Origin of the sequence: Dryocola boscaweniae, from assembly GCF_025215095.1 — a bacterium.
GTDB classification, from domain to species: Bacteria; Pseudomonadota; Gammaproteobacteria; order Enterobacterales; family Enterobacteriaceae; genus Dryocola; species Dryocola boscaweniae.
On the sequence record NZ_JALHAP010000082.1, the window covers coordinates 617,261 to 633,196 of the forward strand.

Below are 15,936 nucleotides of genomic sequence, written 5' to 3' on the forward strand. Positions count from 1 at the left end.
CATAGTTTTACGAACAAGGCTGGTTCGCGGCATGAAAACAAGAAATATTATGCAAGCGTAAAATATAATGCTGGATTTGTGATCGCCACCGGGATTTGCCCGCCGATTACGCCCTAAAACGGGGCGGCGTGCGTCATATTGGTGCGGATATTGCTCTGTTTGAGACCCGGGGCTCGGCTGCGGCGCCGCAAGCGTTAGATGGCGCTGACGCTTATCTAACCTACAATATGTCCACACTGTCGTAATCGTTAGATGGCGCTGACGCTTATCTCATTCACAATAAATTCGTAGGGCGGGTAAGCAACGCGCCACCCGCCGCAAACGTTGCATCGCTCCCCCCAACGCAAGCCACACAACCGCAGCACTCATCAACATTTTCTGCTACCATCCTGCCACCTTGACTTGTCACCACGGCAGCGACTTATGAAATTTGTCTCTTTTAATATCAACGGCCTGCGCGCCCGCCCCCATCAGCTTGAAGCCATTATCGAACAGCATCAGCCGGACGTTATCGGCCTGCAGGAAACAAAAGTGCATGACGATATGTTCCCGCTTGAGGATGTCGCAAAGCTTGGCTACAACGTCTTCTATCACGGTCAGAAAGGCCATTATGGCGTTGCGCTGCTGACCAAAGAGACGCCGATTGCCGTGCGCCGCGGCTTCCCGGGCGACGGCGAAGAAGCCCAGCGTCGTCTTATCATGGCGGAAATTCCTTCCCCGCTCGGTAACCTGACCGTGATTAATGGCTATTTCCCACAGGGCGAAAGCCGTGACCACCCAACCAAATTCCCCGCGAAGGCGAAATTTTACCAGGATTTGCAGGACTACCTGGAAAACGACCTCAATAAAGACCACCCGGTGTTGATTATGGGTGACGTGAATATCAGCCCAACGGATCTGGATATCGGCATCGGTGAAGAGAGCCGCAAGCGCTGGCTGCGCACCGGCAAGTGCTCCTTCCTTCCGGAAGAGCGCGAATGGATGGACCGCCTGATAAACTGGGGGCTGGTGGACACCTTCCGCCACGCGAACCCGGAAACGCAGGATAAGTTTTCGTGGTTTGACTACCGCTCCAGAGGTTTTGACGACAACCGCGGCCTGCGTATCGATCTGGTGCTGGCAAGCAAGCCGCTGGCGGAGCGCTGCATCGCAACGGGGATTGATTACGGTATTCGCAGCATGGAGAAGCCCTCCGACCACGCGCCGGTCTGGGCGCAGTTTAAGCTTTAAGACGGCCTACCGGCGCGGAAGATTATGCGAAAATCCCTTAATGTCGTAGCGGCTATTATCGAGCGAGACGGAAAAATTTTGCTTGCCCAAAGGCCGGAAACGGGCGACCAGCCAGGTCTTTGGGAGTTTCCCGGCGGCAAGGTGGAAGCCGGGGAATCACAACCGGCGGCGCTGGTGCGCGAGCTGCGCGAAGAGTTAGGTATTGAAGCGGAAGTTGGCAACTATGTTGCCAGCCACAAGCGGGAAGTCTGCGGAAGGATTATCCATCTTCATGCGTGGCGCGTTCCGGCTTTTCGCGGCGAGATGACAGCCTACTGCCACAGCGGCCGGGTATGGTGTTATCCCGCCGAAGCGTTCGCCTGGGCTCTCGCCCCGGCGGATATTCCTTTGCTTGAGGCGTTTATGGTTTTACCCGACGCCACACCAGCGGATTAGTGCTCAACGTTTTTTCATCGCGCTGGCATTGTAAAAGGATCCCGCCGTCTGCTTTCACCACGGAACCTTCCGAATAGTTTTGATCCTGATAGATGCAGCACTGGTTACAAGGTGCTGCACGTTGCCCCTGGGAGCTAAACACCTCCGGCGGTACTGAAACATCCACATCAGGCTGGTGGCGTTGCGCCATCCCCGGCAGACTCACCATCAGCGTCACGGCGGCGGCGAGCAGGCTTTTTCTTAGCATCATTATTTCCCTCTTTTTTTGCCCACTGTTTACGAGGCTTTTTATTATCATCCGGCGCCTTGATTCCTTTAAAGGCATGGCGAACCGGCGTGGTTCTTGCCTGATGAATCAGCTCATAGAGCGTGGTCACCAGCGGCTGCATAAAATCCTGATACCGGCACTGTTTTTCGCTGATTTGCGTAAGCGTGGATTCCCAGTGTGCGGTCATGTCCGGCCGCGCGGCCAGCTCCGGCAGAGCGTGAATCAGCGCCCTTCCGGCATCCGTAGAAATAATATAGCGCCCTTTTTTCGTCAGAAAGCTACGTTTGAACAGCAGTTCGATGATCCCCGCTCGCGTCGCTTCCGTGCCCAGCCCGTCCGTTGCGCGCAGGATCTTTTTCAGATCTTTATCCTGCACAAAGCGGGCAATGCCGGTCATCGCGGAAAGCAGAGTTGCATCGGTAAAATGACGCGGCGGCTGGGTTTGTCTTTCCACCACTTCGCCTTTTTCGCACAATAGCTCATCGCCTTTCGCCACGACCGGCAGCGGCGTGCCGTCGTTTTCTTCATCGCGCTCTTTGTTGCCAAGCAGCGTACGCCAGCCAGCTTCGGCCAGGAAACGCGCTTTGGCATTAAATTTACCGCCTGCGATATCCAAATCGATGGTGCATTTGCGAAATACCGCGTCAGCGCAGAACTGCATCAAATACTGGCGGGCGACAAGGTTATAAACTTTTGCTTCGTTTTCGCTCAGCGAGACGGATGAGCTACGCGCAGTCGGAATAATCGCGTGGTGGGCATCAACTTTTTTGTCGTCCCAGCAGCGGTTACGGATGTCGGTATCCACCGCAGGCTGCGGCAATAAATCCGGCTGATGAACGCCGATGGCATTCAGTACCGCATGACGTCCGGCGTAATGTTCTTCCGGTAAATAGCGGCAGTCAGAACGCGGATAGGTAATCAGTTTGTGGGTTTCATACAGCTTCTGACAGATATCCAGCACGTTCTGGGCGCTGAGGCCGAATCGCTTTGCGGCTTCAATCTGCAAGCTGGAAAGCGAGAACGGCAAAGGCGCGGTTTCTGATTCCCGTTTATCGTTATAGGCCGTGACGATGGCAGGTTGCCCGGCAATCCTCTTCACAACGTGTTCGGCGAGCGGACGATGAAGTAAACGCCCTTCTTCATCCTGATAAGGTTCGCAGGATTCGCTTGGTATCCAGGTTGCGATAAAACGTTCTTCTGCGGGAGTGACGATATGCGCCTTTACTTCGAAAAAATCTTTCGCCACGAAGTTTTCTATCTCTTCATCGCGACGCACCACCAGCCCCAGCACCGGCGTCTGCACTCGACCAACGGATAGCACGCCCTGATAGCCCGCGTTGCGCCCAAGAATGGTGTAAGCGCGGGTCATGTTGATGCCGTACAGCCAGTCGGCGCGGGCTCGCGCAAGCGCAGAAACGCAAAGCGGAATGAATTCGCTGTTGGCCCGCAGGCGCGAAATCGCGCGTTCCACCGCCTGAGGGTTGAGATCGTTAATCAGGCAGCGCTGCACCTGCTGGCGTTTTTCGGGAGCCAGTTGCAGATAGTCCAGCACCTCATCCACCAGCAGTTGCCCTTCACGATCCGGGTCGCCTGCATGAACCACTTCGCTGGCCTGCGAAAGCAGTTTTTTGATGGCGTTAAGTTGTTTGGTAACCGAAGGACGCGGCTGTAACTGCCACTTTTCCGGCACGATAGGCAAGTCGGCAAGGTTCCAGCGCGCATAGCGCCCGTCATAGGCGTCCGGCTGCGCCTGCTCCAGCAGGTGGCCGATACACCAGGTTACGACCTGACCGTTGCCGCACTCGATGAAACCGTCGCCCCGGCGATGCGGCTTAGGCAGCACGTCAGCGATGGCGCGAGCGAGACTCGGTTTTTCCGCAATAAACAGCCGCATGAGATCAGCTAATCTCAATCATCGGTCGGCCTGCGCGGGCGGATTTCAATTCGCCGATGGCGGTCAGCTTGATGCCATTTTTTTCCGCTACGGCTGCAACTTCCTGCTCTGCATCAGCGCGAACCGCTATCAGCAGGCCGCCGGAGGTTTGCGGATCGCACAGCAAATCGCGGTGCGCATCGGACATTTCGCCCATCAGATGGCCATAGCTGGCAAAGTTGCGCCCTGTACCGCCGGGCACGCAGCCTTTAGCGATGTATTCTTCAACATCCGGCAGTTTAGGCACTTTATCGAACCACACTTCCGCCTGAACGCCTGCGCCCTGGCACATCTCGCTAAGGTGCCCCAGCAGGCCGAAACCGGTGACGTCCGTCATGGCGGTTACGCCTTCAATAGCGGCAAATTCCGCACCGGGCTTATTGAGCTGGCACATGACTTTTGCCGCCAGGCCAAAATGTTCGGGTTTTAAGAGAGATTTTTTCTCAGCGGTAGTCAGTACGCCAATGCCAAGAGGTTTGGTCAGATAGAGTTTGCAGCCCGCCTGCGCCGAGCTGTTTTTCTTTACGCGCTCGGTCGGCACGATGCCGGTCACGGCAAGACCGAAAATAGGTTCTGGCGCGTCGATAGAGTGGCCGCCTGCAAGGGAAATACCCGCCTGCTGGCAGACAAAGCGCCCGCCTTCAATAACTTTACGGGCAATTTCCGGGGCAAGGGTATTAATTGGCCAGCCCAGAATGGCAATCGCCATAATCGGTTTGCCGCCCATGGCGTAGATATCGCTGATGGCGTTAGTTGCCGCGATGCGGCCAAAATCGAACGGGTCGTCGACAATCGGCATGAAGAAATCCGTGGTGCTGACGACACAGGTGCCGTTGCCCAGATCGTAAACCGCCGCGTCATCGCTGGTTTCGTTCCCCACCAGCAGGTTTGGGTCGACAAACTTCGCCTGCTCCGAGTGCAGAATGGTTTGCAGCACTTTGGGGGAAATTTTACAGCCGCAGCCGGCGCCGTGGCTGTATTGCGTTAAACGAACGGTTTGCTCACTCATGGACTACTCCTGTCATTGGGCTTTTAATGCTCTAAATAATTCGAGTTGCAGGTAGGCGGCAAGGGAGCTCGTCCTCAGGAGCTTACTAAAGTAAGTGACTGAGGTGAGTGAGTGCAGCCAACACCCCTGCAGCTTGAAGTATGACGAGCATATGTTAGCGCTCAAATGGCAGGGGGGTAAGTGTGCGAGTCTGAATTGCGCTGCTTTCGCTCACAATCCAGACAGCTTTGCGGCGTTTGTTCAGAAATGACGCACAAATGGCGCGGTATCAGGAACCGTTATGGTGGTTGAAGCTTTCAGTTGCGGCGTACCAAGGTAAAGGAAACCAACAACTTCATCCTGCTCGCGGCATTGCAGCGCTTCGCGTACGGCTTCACTTTCGGTCCAGATTCCGCTACGCCAGATGCCGTTAAACCCTTGGGCAACCGCCGCCATTTGCATGGCCATGACTGCGCAACCCGCTGAAACCACCTGCTCCCAGACCGGAACTTTATGGTTATCATCGCAATACGCCACAACGGCGATAATCATCGGGGCGCGGAACGGCGCGGTGCGCGCTTTTTCGATGCCTTTTTCGTCCAGCTCTTCAGCAATTGCGGCTTTTTCCAGCACCTTACTGAAGCGCTCACGTCCTTCACCTTCGATGACAATGAAGCGCCACGGCTGCAAGGTGCCGTGATCCGGCGCGCGCATGCCAGCACGAATAATGTTTTCCAGCGCGTCGCCGGCAGGCGCCGGTTCGGCCAGACGTGAAGCGCTACGACGGTTAAGCAGCAGTTCGAGTGCATCCATATTAATAACTCCCGTTAATGATTTTTATTCACGAAATTAACACAGCATAGGTTTTTGTTACAGCACAGGGCCGATTTCCTGCTGACTTTTGCCCTGGGCCTATTTAGGATAGCGTTCACTTTCGCTGTGGTTTCGTGCGGCAGCTTGCGATTTTGACGGTTACGGAGAAGACATGCGTACCATTTGGCGATTTATTGCCGGTTTTTTTAAGTGGACCTGGCGTCTGCTTAATTTCATTCGAGAATTCATTCTCAATCTGTTCCTGATTCTGCTGATTCTGGTGGGCGTGGGAGTCTGGCTGCAGATTAGCAGCACCTCTTCTGAACCTGCCCGCGGCGCGTTGCTGCTTGATATCACGGGCGTCGTGGTGGATAAGCCGTCGGTGAGCAATAAGCTTGGGGTCATTGGCCGCCAGCTTTTGGGCGCAAGCTCCGACCGCCTGCAGGAAAACTCCCTGTTTGATATTGTCGACGCGATTCGCCAGGCGAAAGACGATCGCAATATCACCGGCATTGTTCTGGATCTGAAAGAGTTCGCCGGAGCCGATCAGCCTTCCATGCAGTACATCGGGAAAGCGCTGCGCGAATTCCGCGACAGCGGCAAGCCGGTTTACGCCATGGGCGATAGCTACAACCAGGGCCAGTATTATCTCGCGAGCTTCGCCAATAAAATCTGGCTTTCTCCGCAGGGAATGGTGGATCTGCACGGTTTCGCCACCAACTCGCTCTACTACAAAACGCTGCTTGATAAGCTGAAAGTCTCCACGCACATCTTCCGCGTCGGCACTTATAAATCGGCCGTTGAGCCTTTTATCCGCGACGATATGTCGCCGGCCGCGCGTGAAGCGGACAGCCGCTGGATTGGCGAACTGTGGCAAAACTATCTCGGTACTATTGCCGCGAACCGCCAGATCGCCTCTGAGCAGGTATTCCCGGGCGCGCAGGCGTTGCTTGATAATCTGCAAAAGTTAGGCGGCGATACCGCAAAATACGCGCTGGACAACAAACTGGTTGATGAGCTGGCCACCAGCGCCACGGTCGATAAAGCGCTTATCAAACAGTTTGGCTGGAGCAAAGAGAACAAAGACTTTAGCTACACCAGCATGTACGACTATCAGGTGAAAAAAGCCCCTGAAAAAGGCGGCGCTATTGCGGTTATCTTCGCTAACGGCGCCATCATGGACGGCGAGGAAACACCGGGACAAGTGGGCGGCGATACCACCGCGATGCAAATCCGCGAAGCGCGTCTGGACCCGAAAGTCAAAGCTATCGTCCTGCGCGTGAATAGCCCTGGCGGCAGCGTAACGGCTTCGGAAACCATCCGCGAGGAACTGGCCGCGGCGAAAGCGGCAGGCAAACCAATCGTGGTTTCGATGGGCGGCATGGCGGCATCCGGCGGCTACTGGATCTCCACTCCGGCAAACTATATCGTCGCTAACCCGAGCACGCTCACGGGTTCAATCGGTATCTTCGGCGTTATCAATACCGTTGAAAACTCGCTCGATTATCTCGGCGTACATACCGATGGCGTGTCGACTTCGCCTCTGGCGGACGTGGCTGTGACAAAATCGCTGCCGCCGGAAGTACAGCAGATGATGCAGTTGACTATCGAAAACGGCTACAAACGCTTTATCGATCTGGTTGCCCAATCCCGCAAGAAAACGCCGGAGCAAATCGATCAAATCGCGCAGGGCCATGTGTGGACCGGCCAGGATGCGAAAGCTAACGGCCTGGTGGATAGCCTCGGTGATTTCGACGATGCGGTGGCAAAAGCCGCCGAACTTGCGAAGCTTTCCAGCTGGCATCTTGACTTCTGGCAGGACGATCCGAGCTTCGTCGACATGGTGTTTAACAGCATGAGCGGTTCTGTACGTGCCATTCTGCCGCAGGCGCTTCAGGCTTATCTGCCTGCCCCGCTTGCTGACGCGGCGCTTGCCGTAAAGGCGCAGAACGATAAGTTTGGCACCATGAACGATCCGCAAAACCGTTACGCCTTCTGCCTGACGTGCGGCGACGTGCGATAACTCAGCCTTCAGCCCGGTGTCGCCGCCGGGCTGATTTTTTTCCCTCACGCCTCTATACTGCGCCCCATAACGTAAAACGTCCCGAGCTCTCTCATGCAAAAAAAATCCATCTACGTTGCCTATACCGGCGGCACCATCGGTATGCAACGTTCTGAACATGGCTATATTCCCGTTTCCGGCCACCTGCAACGCCAGTTGGCGCTGATGCCTGAGTTCCATCGCCAGGAGATGCCGGACTTCACTATTCACGAATACCAGCCGCTGATGGACTCGTCGGACATGACGCCAGAAGACTGGCAGCACATCGCCGATGACATCAAAGCGCATTACGATGAATACGACGGTTTTGTCATTCTGCACGGCACGGATACCATGGCGTTCACCGCCTCGGCGCTGTCGTTTATGCTGGAAAATCTCAGCAAACCGGTGATTGTGACAGGTTCGCAAATCCCACTTGCCGAACTGCGCTCTGATGGACAAATCAATCTGCTGAACTCGCTGTACGTGGCAGCGAATTTCCCCGTCAACGAAGTCACCTTGTTCTTCAACAATCGCCTGTATCGCGGCAACCGTACCACCAAAGCGCATGCCGATGGTTTTGACGCTTTCGCTTCTCCTAATCTGCCGCCGCTGCTCGAGGCGGGAATTCACATTCGTCGCCTGAATACGCCAGCCGCGCCGCACGGCGAAGGTGAACTGATCGTTCACCCAATTACGCCGCAGCCGATTGGCGTGGTGACTATTTATCCGGGCATCTCTGCGGATGTGGTTGGAAACTTTCTGCGTCAGCCGGTCAAAGCGCTGATTCTGCGCTCCTATGGCGTGGGTAACGCACCGCAGCACGGCGCGTTCCTGCGGGAGCTTCAGGAAGCCTGCTCACGCGGTATTGTGGTGGTGAATCTCACCCAATGCATGTCCGGAAAAGTAAATATGGGCGGCTACGCTACAGGTAATGCGCTTGCGCAGGCGGGCGTGATCGGCGGCTATGATATGACTGTTGAAGCGACGCTGACCAAACTGCATTATCTGCTAAGCCAGGGTCTGGATGCGCAGGCTATTCGCGATGCGATGTCGCGAAATCTGCGTGGTGAATTAACGCCTGATGAGTAAGGAGAGCCGATGACTAAGCGTGCATTACTACTGGTCGATTTGCAGAACGATTTCTGCGCTGGCGGCGCACTGGCGGTGCCAGAAGGCGACAGCACAATTGACGTGGCCAATGAGTTGATAAGCCGCTGTAAGGCGCGCGGCGACGCGATTGTTGCCTCGCAGGACTGGCATCCTGCTCATCACGGCAGCTTTGCCAGCGTACAGGTTACCGAGCCTTATACGCTGGGTGAACTAGACGGCCTGCCGCAGATCTGGTGGCCTTCTCACTGCGTGCAAAATACCGAGGGCGCGGCCTTTCACCCTTTGCTCAATACAAAGGATATTGATGCCGTATTTCCTAAAGGTGAAAACCCGGCTATCGACAGTTACAGCGCCTTTTTCGACAACGGACATCGTCAGAAAACGGAGCTGGACGCCTGGCTGCGTGAACGCGGGATAACCGAACTGATCGTGCTGGGTCTTGCCACCGATTACTGCGTGAAGTTTAGCGTGCTGGATGCGCTGAAGCTGGGTTATGAGGTTACGGTTATTACCGACGGCTGCCGCGGCGTTAACATCAATCCGCAAGACAGCCTGCTGGCTTTTCAGGATATGTCTGCGGCGGGCGCTCTGCTGATGACGCTTGCCGATTTTTCCTGCCAGTAATGCTTTGGGGTGCATCCGCGCCCCGCTCTCTTGTCCCGGTTCCGCTCACGTTCTGCACTTTTTTGCTCACCTTTTGTTGAGAGCGCTCTCATAGTAACCATATTTATTCGCTATCCGGGCCCTGTGGGGAACGGTAAACCCCTTCAGCCGCTACCTAAGTTAGCCATTTAATTAACTATTTCATTAAATGGCCTTTGTTCCCCCTTTGCTGACGCTGACTGAACCGATAGTGCTTACTGTATCAGTTGTCATTTGCCGCTGGTTGCCAGCAACCCGATACGCAAGCAAAAGGCAACACAGGAGAAAATGACAACCAATACGCCAGAACATAGCGCCCATACGCTGATTAATTTAGGACAAATACTTGTTCATTTTTCCTAAAAATTATATTCGCAGAGTTCCGTTTTAATTACCTCCTAGTGGGCGGTATATCATGATGTGCTTTATCAAGAGAATGGACATACGTTATGGATAATGCAAAAAAACTGGCAAAAAAAATGTTGAAAACCATGAATATGGAAGATGACTATTTTTTAGCATCGTATATAAAAGGTCTGCTATCATTTCCCGTTGGGGTTACATATATAGCATATGATTTCATTGATAGTTCAAATCGAACGGCAAACTTCAACGACAGGGTAAGAATAGCAGAAATGCTTAAAGGCGGCATATCGTTGAGAAATTCAATAGAAAAAATAGTTGATATTGTAGTTAATGATTTCGCTTCTTATGTAAATATTGAAAGGATCAGAAATACAGCGGTTATTCTTGCAGGAAGTACGGCAGGAAAAGTAACATTTTCTAACCTTACAGGAATTAGTTTAGGCCGAGCCATATCCTCCAGATTTACGACATCGCTGATAGTCGGTGGAACGATTGGCTCTATTCTCACGCTGGGATCTGAGACAACCAGAGCAATCTACACGGCAAGGAGGCTCGAAGAGAGATACCCGACGCTATATTATAAATTAAGGAGAACAAACTTAGATCTGTTTTACTTTTTGGTAGAAGACAGAATTAAAACTTTCGAGGAGGCTTGTTTATTGCACGACAGAAACCCAACTGAGTTTAATGCCGTTTGTGATTACTTCTTTAACGGAGAAGAAATGTAATATTTATTTTTTTGATTGTTTAAAAGAGAAAAAAGCCAAAATAAACATGACAACTGAGAACGTGATTTTTCCAGAAACATAAGCAATATCGCTTTTAAAAGGAACGTTTTCTGATATATAAAAATAGGCAACAAAAATATTTTCTACGGCAGAACTAATAGCCAAAATCCCGAACAGAACAGCTAATACTTTCCATATTGATATTTTCATTTGCTTCATCCGTGCTTTAATGTTTCCAAAATATTAAAGAAGTAAATAAAAAAAACAACCATCGCTGCATCTTATGTAATTGTTGGCCTGGAAGCTTGTTAGCAATAAAAGCCCGTAGGGCGGCATAACCCGCCGCCTCTTCATTTCACTGAATTTTCATCGTCACAATCGGCGCGGGTTCGATGCCGAATTCCGCTTTCAACTGCTGCTTACTCTTCATTACGATGTTGCCGTCGGTGCCGATGGTCATATGCTGCGCATCCACGTTATGACGCGTCTGCCACATCATCACCAGTTGCAGGCTGTTTTCTTTTTGCTCAGGCGTCAGCGCCACGCCGTCCGGCCATTTTCCTAATTCAACCGCGGTCACCAGACGCTGATAAATTTCAGGCGTCATCACGGCCAACATTTCATCCAGATTCATCATGCGGCTTGCTTCCTGTGGAATAATTTGCTGAATCGATTTTTCACCCTTTCGTTTGCTCGCCGTTTTCCTCATCGGTGAAGCTTAACGACGCGGAATTCACGCAGTAACGTTCGCCTGTAGGCTGCGGGCCGTCCGGAAAAACGTGTCCCAGATGCGCTTCGCAGTTGCCACAGCGGATCTCTACCCGTTCCATGCCGTGTGAGAAATCTTTTATGTAGCGGATGGCCGTGTCGCTTACCGGCTCGTAAAAGCTCGGCCAGCCGCAGCCGGAGTCATATTTGGTTTCAGACATAAACAGGGGGGCATCGCAGACCAGGCAGTGATAGACGCCGTCACGCTTGTGATGCAGCAGACGTCCCGAAAACGGCGGCTCGGTGCCGTGTTGCTGGGTAACGTAAAACTGCATCTCATTAAGATTTTTTTTTGCTGAATCAGGGGGTAATTGGTTAGCCATATGCGTACGTCTCGGGCAATAACTGCAGTGACTGATAACAGCATGATTCTAACAAAAAATTAACAACGTCGCGCAGCTTTTTGTTCTAAACTTAGCCCTGAATTTCTGGCGCGGCATTAATTGTGACTCATGTCACATTCTTGTTGAGTTTGCCCTTTAAAATTCCACGAACCATCCCCATATGGTCAAAAGCCAAAAGGGAAACGTGAAGCGGTTTTATCGTACGATTGATGTCCACAGGATTGATTTGTCGCAATGATTGACACGATTCCGCTTGACGCTGCGTAAGGTTTTTGTAATTTTACAGCCAACCTTTTATTCACTAACAAATAGCTGGTGGAATATATGACTATCAAAGTAGGTATCAACGGTTTTGGCCGTATCGGTCGCATTGTTTTCCGTGCTGCTCAGGAACGTTCTGACATTGAAATCGTTGGTATCAACGATCTGTTAGACGCAGAATACATGGCATACATGCTGAAGTATGACTCCACTCACGGTCGTTTCAACGGTACCGTTGAAGTGAAAGATGGCCACCTGGTTGTTAACGGCAAAACCATCCGTGTTACTGCTGAAAAAGATCCGGCTAACCTGAAATGGAACGAAATCGGCGTTGACGTTGTTGCTGAAGCTACCGGTATCTTCCTGACCGACGAAACCGCTCGTAAGCACATCACCGCTGGCGCGAAAAAAGTCGTTCTGACTGGTCCTTCCAAAGACAACACCCCAATGTTCGTTCGCGGTGCTAACTTTGAAAAATACGCAGGCCAGGACATCGTTTCTAACGCATCCTGCACCACCAACTGCCTGGCTCCGCTGGCTAAAGTTATCAACGACAACTTCGGTATCGTTGAAGGCCTGATGACCACCGTTCACGCTACCACCGCTACTCAGAAAACCGTTGATGGCCCGTCTCACAAAGACTGGCGCGGCGGCCGTGGCGCTGCTCAGAACATCATCCCTTCTTCTACCGGTGCTGCTAAAGCTGTAGGCATTGTACTGCCAGAGCTGAACGGCAAACTGACTGGTATGGCGTTCCGCGTTCCAACGCCAAACGTATCCGTTGTTGACCTGACTGTTCGTCTGGAAAAAGCAGCGTCTTACGAAGAAATCAAGAAAGCAATCAAAGCGGCTTCTGAAGGCGCAATGAAAGGCGTTCTGGGTTACACCGAAGACGACGTTGTATCTACCGATTTCAACGGCGAAGTTTGTACTTCCGTGTTCGATGCTAAAGCTGGTATCGCACTGAACGACAACTTCGTGAAACTGGTTTCCTGGTACGACAACGAAACTGGCTACTCAAATAAAGTACTGGACCTGATTGCACACATCTCCAAATAAGTTGAGATGAGCAGTTAATCCATAAGGGCGACCATGCGGTCGCCTTTTTTTTTCGCATTCATGCATTCGATAGAAAGGTTGAGTCAATGATTACTAAAATTTTTGCCCTTCCGGTTATTGAACAAATCACCCCCGTCATCTCCCGTCGTCAGCTTGATGAACTGGAAGTGATTGTCGTCGACCACCCGCAGGTTCGCGCGTCCCTGACCTTACAGGGCGCACATTTGCTTTCCTGGAAACCGGCTGGAGAAGATGAAGTCCTGTGGCTGAGCAACAACACGCCGTTTAAAGACGGCAAAGCGTTGCGTGGCGGCGTGCCAGTCTGCTGGCCATGGTTTGGCCCGGCTGAGGATAAAGATCTGCCCGCGCACGGCTTCGCACGTAATCTGCCGTGGACGCTAAGCGCTCATGACGAAGACGCTAACGGCGTTTCGCTGACGTTCGAACTGAAAAGCAGCGATGAAAGCCGTAAATTCTGGCCCCACGATTTCACTCTGTACGCGCGCTACAAGCTGGGTGAAACCTGTGAAATGGAGCTGGAAGCACACGGCGAATTTGAATGCACCAGCGCTCTGCATACCTATTTCAACGTGGGCGACATTGCCGATGTGAAAGTGAGCGGCCTTGGCAAAGCGTATATCGACAAAGTTCTCGGCGGCGAAAAAGGTGAATTAGCCGATGGCGTGCAAACCTTCCCGGACCGCACCGACCGTGTTTACCTGGCGGCGGAAGAGCGCAGCGTCATCCATGATGCCAACCTGAAGCGCACTATCGACGTGCTGCATCAGCATCACAGCAACGTGGTGGGCTGGAACCCGGGCCCGGCGCTGTCTGTATCAATGGCTGATATGCCGGATGACGGCTACAAAACCTTTGTTTGCGTGGAAACGGCTTGCGTGAGCGCGCCACAGAAAGCCAGCACTGACAAACCAGCGCGCCTGGCAGCAACCCTGCGCGTGGCTAAGAAAAACTAAACCATAGCTAAAGGCGTTTTGCGGCCAGGTGCCGGGAACGCCTTTTAATAAAGCTTAAATGACCACATTGACGTGAAAAGTCTTCAATTGAGTTGAAGCAGGCTCTTCAGTAAACTCCGCTCTTTCGGAGATAGAAAATGTCTGTCGCGGATTCACTTCTCGCTTATTCCCTCGCCGCAATACTTTAACCCTTACCCCAGGTCTTGATACCGCGCTTATTTTGCGTACAGCAACAGTTGAAGGTGGGAAAAAAGCTTTCCACGCCGCTCTCGGTATTGATGCCGGCTGCTTTATTTGGGGAGGGCTGGTTGCATTGGGTCTGGGCGCATTGCTGGCTGCTTCTGAAATGGCTTATAGCATCCTTAAGTGGTGCGGTGCGGGTTATTTGTGTTGGTTGGGAATTCAGTTAATTATCAGGCCACGTCAGGCATTTGATGTCACACAGACGAAGGGTCCATCAACAGGCAACTGGTTTTTAAGGGGAATGCTCGGCAATGTTTTAAATCCTAAAATGGGCGTATTTTACGTCTCTTTTCTGCCTCAGTTTATACCCGCCGGGCACTCACCGATATGCTGGACGTTCCTGCTTGTGTCTATCCATGTGTTTATCGGCACAGCCTGGTCTTTAACATTAATAACAGCCACCCGCTACACTGCCGGATTATTTAAAATCCCCACGTTTATAAAATGGATGGACCGTCTTACAGGCGGTTTTTTCATGATATTTGCTGCGAAGCTGGCATTAAGCCATCGATAAATAAAGGGGCGCAAGCGCCCCTTCTATGGATGCACAAATTGCGCCATTAGAAACTGTAGGTTACGCCAGTCAGCAAAACGCCAGTCCACTGTTTGTCGATCATCGGGCTGTCCGTTACTTCGTCCGCAAGGCGGACATAACGTCCCATGCCGAATACGCTCCAGTCATCGGTCAGTTTGTAGCTCACCGACAGTTCAACATACGGCGACCAGCTATCTTCCGGATCGTAAGAACTCAGGCCGCTGCGTGCAGACTCCTTCTTACTGATGCCGTAGTAGTACTCGTTTTGATTTTCGCTGTTCCAGACCACCCCGATACCCGGCGTCAGGGTCAGGCGGTCGGCGTTATAGCGATACAGCCATGCGGTGTCCCAGGTGATGCCGTCGCTGTTGCCCAGCATGTCGCCGGCAAGCACAGTACGCAGGAAACCGTAATCCGTGTTATGTACATAAGACAGACCGCCCATCAGCGTGGATTTACGGCTATCCAGCGAGCGCATGCTGCTGTAGTCGCTGTCCTTCGGTTTGAAGTGCAGGGGCGAATAGTAAATTACCGCAGAAAGCTTATCGGTTTTATCATTCCACAAGTAATAGCCCGCGTTGAAGCCACGCAGATAGAAATCGTCGCCCTCATAGCCAATCATCGGAATCGGGTAAACGCGGTCCTGATTACCCTTATACGGGTTGGGGGTGACCAGCGCTGCCGCTCCCAGCGACCAGGGGCCTTCGGCATGTGCTACCGGAAAAGATGAGGCAATTAACGCCCCTAATGCCAGAATTTTGAATTTGCTCACAATCCATTATGTCCTTTAACCAAATAATCAGCGGAGCAAGTGTAACCGCGCCACCCTTTTCTCCCAAATTTTTTACAAATCAAAAACACTTACCAATCAATCAGCCTGTCAGAAACGGATTTCACTCTCTTTTCACTTTCATGACGGCTTGATGATCCCGACGGCGGCGCTTTACGCCAAAAGAAGAAATATTTGGATGAGTTATTGATATGTCATTGAAATTGGCCTGCGGCCGTATGCAAGTTTTGCAAATGCCATCTACGCTTTATTTTAAGAAGGTGAATTACTCTGACGGCAGTACCGAAAGCACCACGACAGATAAGTTGGCATAAGGGTTGCTGTACTCAGAATACGTCTTCCGGGAGCCCCCCATTACTATTACCTTCGGCTCTCTAACCTGTGCTAAAAAAACGAAAGGACGGC

The 15,936-nt window shown here is 52.3% G+C and carries 16 protein-coding genes and 1 pseudogene; 9 read left to right on the plus strand and 8 right to left on the minus strand.

Annotated elements, in window-relative coordinates:
- Positions 1–423: 423 nt before the first annotated feature.
- Both xthA and MUA00_RS20305 read left to right on the plus strand, forming a co-directional pair.
- Positions 424–1,230 carry an exodeoxyribonuclease III gene (gene xthA / locus MUA00_RS20300; protein ID WP_271124795.1) on the plus strand — a complete coding sequence of 269 codons (807 nt, stop codon included), beginning with the start codon at positions 424–426 and terminating at the stop codon, positions 1,228–1,230.
- 24 nt (positions 1,231–1,254) lie between these two features.
- Positions 1,255–1,665: a pyrimidine (deoxy)nucleoside triphosphate diphosphatase gene (locus tag MUA00_RS20305; RefSeq protein ID WP_271124796.1), complete on the plus strand. Its 411-nt coding sequence runs from the start codon at positions 1,255–1,257 to the stop codon at positions 1,663–1,665.
- On the opposite strand, the gene MUA00_RS20310 is transcribed toward MUA00_RS20305, so the two are convergent.
- From MUA00_RS20310 to MUA00_RS20325, 4 genes are all read right to left on the minus strand, one after another.
- Positions 1,631–1,873 (minus strand): DUF1496 domain-containing protein, encoded by a 243-nt coding sequence (locus MUA00_RS20310; RefSeq protein WP_271125021.1) that lies wholly within the window; start codon positions 1,871–1,873, stop codon positions 1,631–1,633. The genes MUA00_RS20305 and MUA00_RS20310 overlap by 35 nt on opposite strands.
- Positions 1,833–3,827, minus strand: coding sequence for a DNA topoisomerase III (locus tag MUA00_RS20315; RefSeq protein ID WP_271124797.1), 1,995 nt, complete (start codon positions 3,825–3,827; stop codon positions 1,833–1,835). The genes MUA00_RS20310 and MUA00_RS20315 overlap by 41 nt, the downstream gene beginning before the upstream one ends.
- A gap of 4 nt (positions 3,828–3,831) precedes the next feature.
- Positions 3,832–4,875, minus strand: coding sequence for a selenide, water dikinase SelD (selD, locus tag MUA00_RS20320; RefSeq protein WP_271124798.1), 1,044 nt, complete (start codon positions 4,873–4,875; stop codon positions 3,832–3,834).
- Between the two features lie 240 nt (positions 4,876–5,115).
- Positions 5,116–5,667: an NAD(P)H nitroreductase gene (locus MUA00_RS20325; RefSeq protein ID WP_271124799.1), complete on the minus strand. Its 552-nt coding sequence runs from the start codon at positions 5,665–5,667 to the stop codon at positions 5,116–5,118.
- A 172-nt stretch (positions 5,668–5,839) separates the two neighbouring features.
- Between MUA00_RS20325 and sppA the strand changes: the two genes are divergently transcribed.
- The 4 genes from sppA to MUA00_RS20345 all read left to right on the plus strand — a co-directional run bounded on the left by sppA (position 5,840) and on the right by MUA00_RS20345 (position 10,557).
- Positions 5,840–7,690 (plus strand): signal peptide peptidase SppA, encoded by a 1,851-nt coding sequence (gene sppA / locus MUA00_RS20330; RefSeq protein WP_271124800.1) that lies wholly within the window; start codon positions 5,840–5,842, stop codon positions 7,688–7,690.
- Between the two features lie 93 nt (positions 7,691–7,783).
- A complete protein-coding gene (gene ansA / locus MUA00_RS20335) occupies positions 7,784–8,800 on the plus strand; it encodes an asparaginase (RefSeq protein ID WP_271124801.1) in 1,017 nt (338 codons plus the stop codon).
- 9 nt (positions 8,801–8,809) lie between these two features.
- Entirely contained in the window at positions 8,810–9,445 is a 636-nt protein-coding gene (pncA, locus tag MUA00_RS20340) for a bifunctional nicotinamidase/pyrazinamidase (RefSeq protein ID WP_271124802.1), read from the plus strand.
- Positions 9,446–9,912: 467 nt separating this feature from the next.
- The gene (locus MUA00_RS20345; protein WP_271124803.1) at positions 9,913–10,557 is read left to right on the plus strand and encodes a hypothetical protein; all 645 of its coding nucleotides are present in this window, start codon (positions 9,913–9,915) and stop codon (positions 10,555–10,557) included.
- Positions 10,558–10,560: 3 nt separating this feature from the next.
- On the opposite strand, the gene MUA00_RS20350 is transcribed toward MUA00_RS20345, so the two are convergent.
- The 3 genes from MUA00_RS20350 to msrB form a co-directional block, all read right to left on the minus strand.
- Positions 10,561–10,767, minus strand: a complete 207-nt coding sequence (locus MUA00_RS20350) for a hypothetical protein (RefSeq protein WP_271124804.1) — start codon at positions 10,765–10,767, stop codon at positions 10,561–10,563.
- Between the two features lie 145 nt (positions 10,768–10,912).
- A complete protein-coding gene (locus MUA00_RS20355) occupies positions 10,913–11,191 on the minus strand; it encodes a YeaC family protein (protein WP_271125022.1) in 279 nt (92 codons plus the stop codon).
- Between the two features lie 43 nt (positions 11,192–11,234).
- The gene (gene msrB / locus MUA00_RS20360; protein WP_271124805.1) at positions 11,235–11,648 is read right to left on the minus strand and encodes a peptide-methionine (R)-S-oxide reductase MsrB; all 414 of its coding nucleotides are present in this window, start codon (positions 11,646–11,648) and stop codon (positions 11,235–11,237) included.
- Between the two features lie 345 nt (positions 11,649–11,993).
- On the opposite strand from msrB, the gene gapA reads away from it, so the two are divergent.
- From gapA to MUA00_RS20375, 3 genes and pseudogenes are all read left to right on the plus strand, one after another.
- Entirely contained in the window at positions 11,994–12,989 is a 996-nt protein-coding gene (gapA, locus tag MUA00_RS20365) for a glyceraldehyde-3-phosphate dehydrogenase (protein WP_271124806.1), read from the plus strand.
- 86 nt (positions 12,990–13,075) lie between these two features.
- Positions 13,076–13,963: a D-hexose-6-phosphate mutarotase gene (locus MUA00_RS20370; protein ID WP_271124807.1), complete on the plus strand. Its 888-nt coding sequence runs from the start codon at positions 13,076–13,078 to the stop codon at positions 13,961–13,963.
- A gap of 137 nt (positions 13,964–14,100) precedes the next feature.
- Positions 14,101–14,720, plus strand: a pseudogene (locus MUA00_RS20375) (LysE family translocator).
- A gap of 46 nt (positions 14,721–14,766) precedes the next feature.
- Here the strand turns inward: MUA00_RS20375 and MUA00_RS20380 are convergent.
- Positions 14,767–15,513 (minus strand): MipA/OmpV family protein, encoded by a 747-nt coding sequence (locus tag MUA00_RS20380; RefSeq protein ID WP_271124808.1) that lies wholly within the window; start codon positions 15,511–15,513, stop codon positions 14,767–14,769.
- Between the last annotated feature and the right edge of the window lie 423 nt (positions 15,514–15,936).